This is a genomic window from Mesorhizobium sp. (assembly GCF_004962925.1).
Lineage (GTDB): Bacteria > Pseudomonadota > Alphaproteobacteria > Rhizobiales > Rhizobiaceae > Mesorhizobium.
Genome location: NZ_SUEO01000238.1, coordinates 1 through 9,532 on the forward strand (window position 1 = coordinate 1; position 9,532 = coordinate 9,532).

Annotated in this window: 9 protein-coding genes and 1 tRNA gene; 2 read left to right on the top strand and 8 right to left on the bottom strand. The window is 61.3% G+C overall.

Annotation, left to right across the window (positions count from 1 at the left end; genetic code table 11):
• A partial coding sequence (locus tag E5W87_RS30485) for a murein L,D-transpeptidase (protein WP_292406141.1) occupies positions 1-1,739 on the top strand: 1,739 nt, incomplete at its 5' end.
• Between the two features lie 23 nt (positions 1,740-1,762).
• Here E5W87_RS30485 and E5W87_RS30490 read toward each other — a convergent pair.
• From E5W87_RS30490 to E5W87_RS30525, 8 genes are all read right to left on the bottom strand, one after another.
• The gene (locus tag E5W87_RS30490) at positions 1,763-2,239 is read right to left on the bottom strand and encodes a hypothetical protein (protein ID WP_292406144.1); all 477 of its coding nucleotides are present in this window, start codon (positions 2,237-2,239) and stop codon (positions 1,763-1,765) included.
• Positions 2,240-2,420: 181 nt separating this feature from the next.
• On the bottom strand, positions 2,421-2,672 hold the full coding sequence (locus E5W87_RS30495; RefSeq protein ID WP_292406146.1) for a PepSY domain-containing protein: 252 nt from the start codon (positions 2,670-2,672) through the stop codon (positions 2,421-2,423).
• Positions 2,673-2,802: 130 nt separating this feature from the next.
• Positions 2,803-3,873, bottom strand: coding sequence for an ABC transporter ATP-binding protein (locus tag E5W87_RS30500; RefSeq protein WP_292406149.1), 1,071 nt, complete (start codon positions 3,871-3,873; stop codon positions 2,803-2,805).
• Positions 3,874-4,023: 150 nt separating this feature from the next.
• Positions 4,024-4,899: a carbohydrate ABC transporter permease gene (locus E5W87_RS30505; RefSeq protein WP_292406152.1), complete on the bottom strand. Its 876-nt coding sequence runs from the start codon at positions 4,897-4,899 to the stop codon at positions 4,024-4,026.
• A gap of 1 nt (position 4,900) precedes the next feature.
• Positions 4,901-5,968: a carbohydrate ABC transporter permease gene (locus E5W87_RS30510; RefSeq protein WP_292406155.1), complete on the bottom strand. Its 1,068-nt coding sequence runs from the start codon at positions 5,966-5,968 to the stop codon at positions 4,901-4,903.
• A gap of 69 nt (positions 5,969-6,037) precedes the next feature.
• Positions 6,038-7,300 carry a sugar ABC transporter substrate-binding protein gene (locus tag E5W87_RS30515; protein WP_292406157.1) on the bottom strand — a complete coding sequence of 421 codons (1,263 nt, stop codon included), beginning with the start codon at positions 7,298-7,300 and terminating at the stop codon, positions 6,038-6,040.
• Between the two features lie 441 nt (positions 7,301-7,741).
• Positions 7,742-7,816 (bottom strand) — tRNA-Val (locus E5W87_RS30520).
• Positions 7,817-7,943: 127 nt separating this feature from the next.
• Positions 7,944-8,627, bottom strand: coding sequence for a phosphoglycolate phosphatase (locus E5W87_RS30525; RefSeq protein WP_292406159.1), 684 nt, complete (start codon positions 8,625-8,627; stop codon positions 7,944-7,946).
• 150 nt (positions 8,628-8,777) lie between these two features.
• On the opposite strand from E5W87_RS30525, the gene rpiA reads away from it, so the two are divergent.
• Positions 8,778-9,506, top strand: a complete 729-nt coding sequence (gene rpiA / locus E5W87_RS30530; protein WP_292406162.1) for a ribose-5-phosphate isomerase RpiA — start codon at positions 8,778-8,780, stop codon at positions 9,504-9,506.
• Positions 9,507-9,532 lie beyond the last annotated feature (26 nt).

The following is a 9,532-nucleotide window of genomic DNA, read 5'->3' on the forward strand; positions in this document are numbered from 1 at the left end:
GATTTGGACGCCGCCGCGCTTGTTGCCTGCGCTGCGGCGTCCAAATCAGCAGCCCGTCCTATTACACCTACAAGAGCGATCCACTGGTGCGCGTCGACTTCTCGACGCTGGCGGTAACGCCGGAGCCGGCAATGCCACAAGATGCCGCCTTCCAGCCGTCTTCCGCCACTCCATCTTCAGTCACTGGCGCCGCCTTCCGCGAGGCGATCGCCGGCCTCGGTGACTACGAACTCTACGCCGAAAAAGACATCGCCAAGGCGCTCGTTGCCTATTACTCGGCCAATCCTGAATTTATCTGGGTAACCGGAGCCAGTGCCAACAGCCGCGCGCAGGATGCGGTGCGGGTGCTTGGCGAGGCGGCGAGCTATGGCCTCACACCTGCCGACTACACGGTAGAAGTGCCCGCCGCTGGCGCATCGACCAGCGATGCCGATGCGCGGCTGAAGGGGCTCGTCCGCTTCGAGATGGCACTGTCGGCGCGCGTCCTGCGCTACGTTCATGACGCGCAAAGCGGCCGCGTCGATCCCAACCGCATGACCGGATATTATGATTTTCCGGCCAAGCCGCTCGACATGGAAGGCGTGCTGAAAACGCTGGCACGCACCCAACAAGCGCGCACCTATCTCGAATCACGGCATCCGCAGAACGTGGAGTATCAGGCGCTGCGCGTCGAACTGGAATCGCTTCAGGCCAGCGCCGAAGACGAGATCGTCGTCGATCCCAAGCTGTTACTGAAGCCAGGCGAGACCAGCCTCGAACTGCCGAAGCTTCTGGCGAAGATCGCGCGCAACCTCGACGACGAGATGGGCGGCGCCTATGGCGAGATATTGGCCCGGCTCGCCACCAGCGAGGTCTATGACCCGGAACTGGTGCCAGTTATCAAGGCGGTGCAGAAGAAGGCTGGCATGAAGGGCGACAGCGTCATCGGTCCGCGCACCGTGGCGGCGCTGGCCGGAACGTCCAAGGTCGACAAGATCCAGAAAGTAAAGGTCGCCCTGGAAGAGCTGCGCTGGCTGCCATCCGATCTCGGCAGTCCGCGCGTCTTCATCAACCAGCCGGCTTTCACGGCTAGCTACATCGAAAATGGCGAGGAGAAGCTGAAGACCCGCGCCGTCATCGGCAAGACCACCAACCAGACATCCTTCTTCTACGATCAGGTCGAGCAGGTCGACTTCCATCCCTATTGGGGCGTGCCGCAGTCGATCCTCGTCAACGAGATGCTGCCCCGGCTGCGCCGGGATCCCGGCTATCTCGACCGCGCCGGCTACGAAGTGGTCAATGCGCGCGGCAAGCGCATTCCCTCCTCCTCGGTCAACTGGGGCGCTTATGGCGCGAAGATACCTTATGGCGTGCGCCAGATGCCGAGCGAGGCCAACGCACTGGGCGAGCTGAAGATCCTGTTCCCCAACAAGCACGCAATCTACATGCACGACACGCCGCAAAAGTCGTTTTTCCAGCGTGACATGCGCGCACTCAGCCATGGCTGCGTTCGTCTGGAGGATCCGCGTGGCATGGCGGCGGCCGTGCTCGGCACCTCGGTCGACTATATCGCGGAGAAGCTGAAGCACGGACATTCGACCGAAAAAGTGGCGCGCACGATCCCGGTCTATGTCGCCTATTTCACCGCCTGGCCTGATATGTCCGGCAATGTCGAATACTTCCATGACGTCTACGACCGCGACACGCGGCTGCAACAGGCGTTGGACAGCACGGAAGCGGTGCGCTCGCCGGCAAGCTGAGACTAAGCCTTGTCGATTCCGTCCTAGCGCTGGGAGAACGGGCGTCGGAAGCCGGCTTCGCGCCCGGCGATCAGCCAGTAGACCAGACCGGCGACAAGGCCGGCGGCGGCGATGATGCCGATATCGGCCCAACGCTCAGGGCTGACGTCCTCCGGCGCGGTGGGCCAGATCAAGGCGAAGCCGGCAGCCGCTGCCGAGGCGCCGAAGACCATATGCAACAGGAAATTGCGCAGCGAAAACAATTCGGCGATCAGTGCGAAGATCAGCGTCTGCAGGCCGGTCAGCACGATCGTCAGGAAATAGATGAACATGCCGAGCGGCGGCACGACCAGCGCCGCGATCGGGGTGACCCCCATGAAATCGAAGTACGCCGGCGCACTGGGCAGCGAACTCAATGCACCATAGATCGTGGCCACGGCGATCAGCCCGACCAGCACCGCAACGAAATAGCCGGCGAGCATCATCAGAACGCGTTTCGCCACATGTTTTACCGTCGCCATGCCCACCCCCGTGCGGCTCAATGATAACACTGCAATCAGCCATCAAAGGCGCATCGGCGCAAGGGGACACCGAAAAGCGTCCAGGAACCTGCCCCCGCTCTTGGTAAAGCTACGGCGCTGCCAGTCTCCGAGGGATGCCACCAAGCTGCGCACGTATTTGCCTGGAGGAAAGTGCGGCGATCTATTTCGGCTCGGCGGTCACGGGATCATAGGTGATTTCGACTTTCGCCTTGTCGGTCGTGTAATAGGTAACGGTGTAGGCGCCGCTGTCCCAGTCGACCTCGTCGACGTAACGAAAGTCGTCGCGCTGCTCGACCTTGGCGATTATTTCCGACAGTTTCCTGGCATTCTGGGGCGGCAGCGGGCTTTCGTCCGCAGCAAATGCCGATCCGCCGACAAGCAGCACGGCGGCCGCCAAAACTAATCTGGACATGGCTTTCCCTCACACTTCGACGAATAGAAACTCGCGGCCATGCAAGTTTGTTCCGGGATTCTGGATGCACACTCGCGAATCGCGCCGATGCACCGCGTTGTCGTTGGTCACGTTACGGCGTCTGCAGCGCTCATCCCTCCTCGGGGAAGAGATGGGCCAAGGCCGTGTCGAACGCGAGTTCCAGAGCGTCACCCGGTTGAAAGATCTTGTCTTCATTGAAGGCCGCAATGAGCTCGCGATCGTCGCGAAGCGTCAGGTCCACAACCGTCTCGCTGCCCAACCGCTCGGCATGTGCCACGACGCCATGCAGCATGCCTTTTCCAGATTGCACCGCCCGGAGGTGCTGCGGACGGATGCCCAGGATGGCCTTACCGTCTTTCCGGAAGGGGCGTCTTCTGGTCGTCACCCTGATCGGCTCCAGGGATTGGTTGCCGACAGTTGCCGCTTCGCCATCAAGGTCGAGGACGTCGACTTTCAGGAAATTCATTGACGGGGCTCCCAGAAAACCGGCTACGAACCTGTTGGCCGGCTGGTGATAGAGTTCCATCGGCGCTCCGATCTGCATGACTTGGCCGTCCTTCAGGACGACGATCCTGTCGGCCAGCGTCATCGCCTCGACCTGGTCGTGGGTGACATAGATCATCGTTGTGCCCAGTTGCCTACGCAGCCGGCCGATCTCCATGCGCATGTCCATGCGCAGCGCGGCGTCGAGATTGGAAAGCGGCTCGTCAAACAGGAATACGGCCGGTTTGCGCGTGATCGCGCGCCCGATAGCGACTCGCTGGCGCTGGCCACCTGAAAGCTGACTTGGACGGCGGTCGAGCAAATGTTCCATTTGGAGGATGCGTGCGGCCTCGGCGACTTTCTGCTGCTTTTCCTGCCTGGAAGCGCCCGCGATCGTAAGACCGAACGCGATATTCTCGCGCACGGTCATGTGCGGAAAGATGGCATAGCTCTGGAATACCATCGCAACACCGCGCTCCTTGGGCGGGAGTTCGTTGACCACCCGGCCACCGATCTCGATGACGCCTTCGGTTACGTCCTCGAGTCCGGCGACCACGCGCAGCAAGGTGGACTTCCCGCAGCCCGACGGTCCGACAAAGACGACGAACTCGCCCTCGTTGATGTGGATATCGACGCCTTTGATGACGTCGACGCGGCCATAGGATTTCTTGATGCCCTTGAGCGAGACTTCAGCCATGAGTGATGGCTCCCGTTTCCTGATTCATGTGCCGCAATTCGGGGCCACTGATCGATTTTTCGGCCTTGAGGAAATGGCGGTGCCAGCGCTTGCAGTCATGGGCAGCCTCTGTCCCAGATCCGCTGGTCCTTGAGCGCGACAACCATGTATTCAGCCCTTCACACCGGTCGAGGCGATCGATGCGATGAAGGCGCGCTGCAGGAAGAGATAGAAGATCAGCACCGGGACGGTGATAAGGGTGAGATAGGCCATGACCTCGCCCCAGGCGACGTTGAGTTGAAAGAAGTAACCGAGACCGACCATGACTGGGCGATAGGTTTCCTGCTGCACCACGATGAGCGGCCAGAGATATTGGTTGTACATGACGAGGAACTTCAGGATGGCGGCAGTCGCCAGAACCGGTCCTGAAAGCGGCATGACAATGCGATAGTAGACCTGCCACCAACTCGCGCCCTCCACCCGGCCCGCCTCGATCAACTCGCCCGGCAGCCCTTTGAAATATTGCACGAACAGGAAGATCGTCAGCCCGTCGGCGATCCAGGGGATGATCTGCACCCGGTAGGTGTTCAGCCAGCCCCATTGCAGCCCCTCGAGCCCGATCCACGGCAGTTTCGAGACCAGGAGCAGGAGCGGGATAGCGATGGTCTCGAAAGGGATGATCAGCGTGGCGATGACGATCGAGAACACCACGTCGCGCCCCTTCCACCGCAGGAAAGCGAAGGAGAATGCGGCCAGCGAACAGATCAGCAAGGAGAGAAGGACGGTCGCCCCGGTGACCAGAACCGAATTCAAGACGAACAGGCCGACCGGCGCTCGCCGAAACGCTCCGAAATAATTGTTGAGGCTGATGTCCCCGACGGGAACAAAGGCACGCAGGCTGGAGGTGTCCGCGAGGAGCTGATTGTCGGGCTTGAAGCTCGAGTTGATCATGAACACGAGCGGAAAGATGAAGATCAGCGCGATCAGGCACAGCACCAGATAGCGAACGAAGAGCCTCAGGCCGTAATTGTCGGGGTCAAAAGCCATCTTAACGCTCCCGAGTCAGCCAGCGCTGGATGAGTGAGATCGCCAGCACGATCGCGAACAGGATGACCGAGATGGTCGAGCCGCCCGAAATGTCCTGCTTGCCATAACCGCGCTCGACCGCCTGGAAGACCAGGGTTTGGGTGCTGTCTCGCGGACCGCCATTGGTCATCACGTCGATCTGGGCGAAGAGCGCGAAGCCCTGTATGGTAATCACGACAAGGACGAGCACGGCGGTGTTGCGCAGGCCCGGCCAGGTGACATAGCGGAAGGTCTGCCATTTCGAAGCCCCCTCGATGGCGGCGGCCTCGTAGAGCGTGGGGCTGATCGTCTGCAACCCGGCCAGCCAGATGACCATATGGAAGCCGACGGCCTGCCAGATCGACATGGCCATGATCGCGGGTAGCGCGGTCGAGGGCTCGCCCAGCCAATCGACGGGCTGAAAGAGGCCGAAGCTGAGACCCTGGAGGATGCTGTTCAACAGCCCGTTCTGGCCGTCATAGATGAACCGCCAGAGAAGCGAGACCACGACGATGGAGACCACCACCGGCATGAAGTAGATGGTTCGGAATACGCTGATGCCCCTGAGCTTCTGGTTGATGAGCAAAGCAAGCATAAGCGCGAGGCCGCCCTGCACCGGCGCCACGACCAGGACGAACAGGAAGGTGTTTACCAGCGCCTTCATGAACACAACGTCGTTGGCGATGACGACCCTGACGTTCTCGCCGGACTGCCAGCGAAACCACTCACGCATGCCGCGATATTGGGGATGGTCGTCGCTACGGGTGATCGCACGCAGGCGGGGATACTGGATTTCGCCGGCCTCGTCTCGGACCACTTCGCCAGCCTCGTTCCGCTCTGGCTCGAGGGTCACCACCGCAAAGTCCAGGAGCTGACGATAGTTTTCCAACCCGACGAACTGGGTGGGGTTCGGTGACAGCAGTCGCTGATTTGTCAATGAGAGACCGATCGCGAAGAAAAACGGCAGGACGATGAATGTGAAGATGAGTGCGAAGCCCGGTAGGGCGAATGTCCAGCCCGTCCGGTTCGACAGGGTTAGTTTCGACGCCATTTGCGATATCCGCCCAGGAAGCCAGAAAGCGTGGAGCCCGCGGCCGGCGAGGACCCCGGCACGACAGAATTACTGGTGACCGTAGCCGCCGTTGCTTTCGATGTCGGCATCGATCTCGTCGACCGCCGCATCAAGCGTGTCGGCCACATCGGCACCATTGGCGATGTCGGCCAGTGCCTTGGTGAAGACCTTGGCCTGGACCACGTAGCCCGGGGTCACCGGGCGCACCAGAGCTTGTGCTTTGGAGAGGTCGAAGAACATCGCGAGCGGGCCGCCATCCTTGTAGTTCTTTGTCATCTGTGCCGCCGAGGGCGTGGGCGGGATCAGGCCGATGCCGTCGGAGAAGGCGGCCAGATATTTGTCCTGCGCGGCGAACTTGATGAACTCGGCAGCACCTTCCGGATACTTGGACTTGGCCGAAACGCCGAATTGCCATGAGCCCGCACCGATCTTGTTGCCCGCGCCGAAGTCGGGTGCTGGAAGGAAGACAACGTCATCCACGGCTTTCATCGTCTCCACCGCGCGCCAGTTGCCGTTCCACTGGAAGGCGAACTTGCCGTTAATGAAGCCGGTCTGCTGGTCGGCGGGGTCCTCACTGGTGCCAGGCGCATAGCCTCCGGTGAACAGCGATTGCCACCACTTGCCAAAGGCCTGTGCAGCCTCGCCGTTCAGCGCGCCTTCCGCTGTCCGGTAGGTCGAACGGTCGACAATATCCCCGCCAAAACTCTGCAGGAACGGCGAGAAGGCATAGGAATACCACTCGGCTTGGTCGTTCATGCCGAGATCGAGGGCAAATTCATACTTGCCGGAGGCCTTGGCGGCATCGAGCGCGGCCATGAATTCCTCGCTCGACCAGGGCTTGTCGACGGTCGGGGTGCGTAGGCCCAGCTCGTCCAGCGTCGACTGCCGTGCAAAAAGCGCCACCGCCGCGTCCCACAGACCGACCGAATAGAGCTTGCCGTCCCACACGCCTTTGGTGCCGGGCAGGAAATCGGCGAACTCGCTCTCGTCGATCGGCAGCGGCTGCAAATAGCCGGCCCAGGCCCAATTGGGCATGATGGGCCCGTCCACATCCAGGATGTCGGGCAGGTTGCCCGCCAGCGCCGCCGCCGCAACGGAATCATTATAACTCTTCTCTGGGAAGCTCTCGATGCTCACCGTCCAATCGGACTGGCTGGTGTTGAAGTCTGAGATGATCTGGTTGAGGATTCGCGACTCCACCTCATTGCCGGCGCCGTGATACCACATGGTCAACTTCGTCTGCGCCAGCGCGGGCACGCACAGGCAGGCGGACGCGATCATCACACCGGCGAGGTGTTTTGTCAGGTTCATTGGCTATTCCTCCCTTTTGACGGACGCTGACTGAATTCAAGGTCATCCCCGAGACCCGCCAGGACACCGGGCCGGAAGCCAGCGTCTTAGTTTCGGGTCGGCCGCTACGGGCCTTTGGTGGGATTCAGCAATGTTTGCGGAAGCCGGAAGCATTTGCAATTGCGCTGTTTCACCTAGTCGGAGCAGGAGGTCGACGGCGATTTCCTCTCGTCAATTCCCGGGGTATCACTATTGAGATAGCAGCTCACCTAGGACGATTTCGTCGTCCGTCAACTTTCTCCCGGCCGCGTTCAATATGCAGCTTGAGCGATTCCAAAGGTGGATAGCGCTTAGTGACCTGTCCCCAACAGCCTGGCGAATCGCATGAACCGGGTCGTGGCACGAGGCAGAAATTCGAAGCCTAGGCGAACCGGATGCTAATTTTGTACCGGGAGCGGGTATTGGTGGGCGATGCAGGGATTGAACCTGCGACCCCACCCGTGTGAAGGGTGTGCTCTCCCGCTGAGCTAATCGCCCGCTCGTTGCCCGAAGGCCAAGCGCGCCGCGATATAAGGGAGGCAGGCCGGGGAAGTCAAGGCGATGTGCTGGCGCTCCGACGAAGGCCGAATGCAACCCGTCGGGACCCGCCCGGTCGCCGTCGCGCTCAGTGCCCCGCAGCAGCAATCAGACGTTCGGCCAGGCCAAGCGTCAGCGCATCGAAATCCGAGATCACCGCCGACGGTTCGAATTCGCGCACATGGCGGTCGGTATAGCCGAAATCGACCGCCACCACGGGAATGCCAGCGGCTTTCGCCGTATCGATGTCGGTCTGCGAATCACCCACCATCAGCGCACGGTGCGGATCGCCGCCGGCTAGCGCGATGGTTTCGGTCAGATGGCGCGGGTCGGGCTTGCGGAACGAAAACGTGTCCTGACCGCAAATCGCCGCGAAATGCTTCGCCAGGCCTAGCGCCTCGATCAGCGCCACCGAGTTGGCTTCGTATTTGTTCGTGCAGACGGCCAAGAGATAACCGGCTGCCTCGAATCGGGCGATCGTCTCGACTACGCCGGGGTAGGGGCGCGATTTGCCCGGGATGTTGTCGGTGTAGTGATCGAGGAACAGCTTCAGCAGTCGGTCGTGTTCCTCCACCGCCAGCGATCTTTGCTGCGCGGCATGCGCGCGCTCGATCATCACCCGGCCACCATGGCCGACGAAGCGCTTGAAGCCGGCCTCATCGACGGCTACCAGTTCGCTGGCGGCAAGGCTGTGGTTGAGGCTGTCAAGCAGGTCCGGCGCTGTGTCGATCAGCGTCCCGTCGAGGTCGAACACGATGATCGGTCGGGTCATGGCCTGTCCTGTGACGATTGCGCTGCCGGCAGGCGATAGCCGCTGCAGCCCATCCAGGCAAGCAGTGCTTGGTCAATCCACAGGGCAAAGTCTTTGACCAGACGGGCAAAGATGCTAGGAGCGCCGAAACAAGCGAAATCCGGGGCAGGTATGGATGCGAGGCAACTGAAGGTCGAAGCCGCACGGGCAGCACTCGCCCATGTGAGCGACGGCATGCGGCTTGGGATCGGCACCGGCTCGACGGCCGAAGAGTTCGTGCGGCTGCTCGCAGAAAAGGTTGCCACCGGCCTCACCATTATCGGCGTGCCGACCTCGGAGCGCACCGCCATCCTTTGCGCCGAGCTTGGGGTGCCGCTGTCGACGCTGGAGGAAACGCCCGAACTCGACCTTACCGTCGACGGCGCCGACGAGATCGATCCGGCGCTGACATTGATCAAGGGCGGCGGCGGTGCGCTGCTGCGCGAAAAGATCGTGGCGGCGGCTTCCGCCCGCATGATCGTCATTGCCGACCGTTCGAAGATGGTCGAGACGCTCGGCCGTTTTCCACTGCCCATCGAGGTCAACCCGTTCGGCCTGCGTGCCACGGAAATCGCAATCGCCGCGGCGGCTGGAAGGCTCAGCCTTTCCGGCCCTGTCACATTGAGGATGACGGGGAGCCAGCCTTTTGTTACAGACGGCGGCCATTTTATCCTCGATGCATCTTTTGGCCGCATTCCGGATACAAGAGCGCTTTCGAATGCTCTCCATGCCATTCCGGGCGTGGTCGAGCATGGTCTTTTCATCGGGCTGGCATCAGCGGCCATCATCGCCGGCGACGGCATCCAAACCGTCCATGCCGCCCGAAAACCAGGGAGTTCTATCGATCATGATGTTGCATAACCGGGTTCGCCGTTTTTCTGCCATTC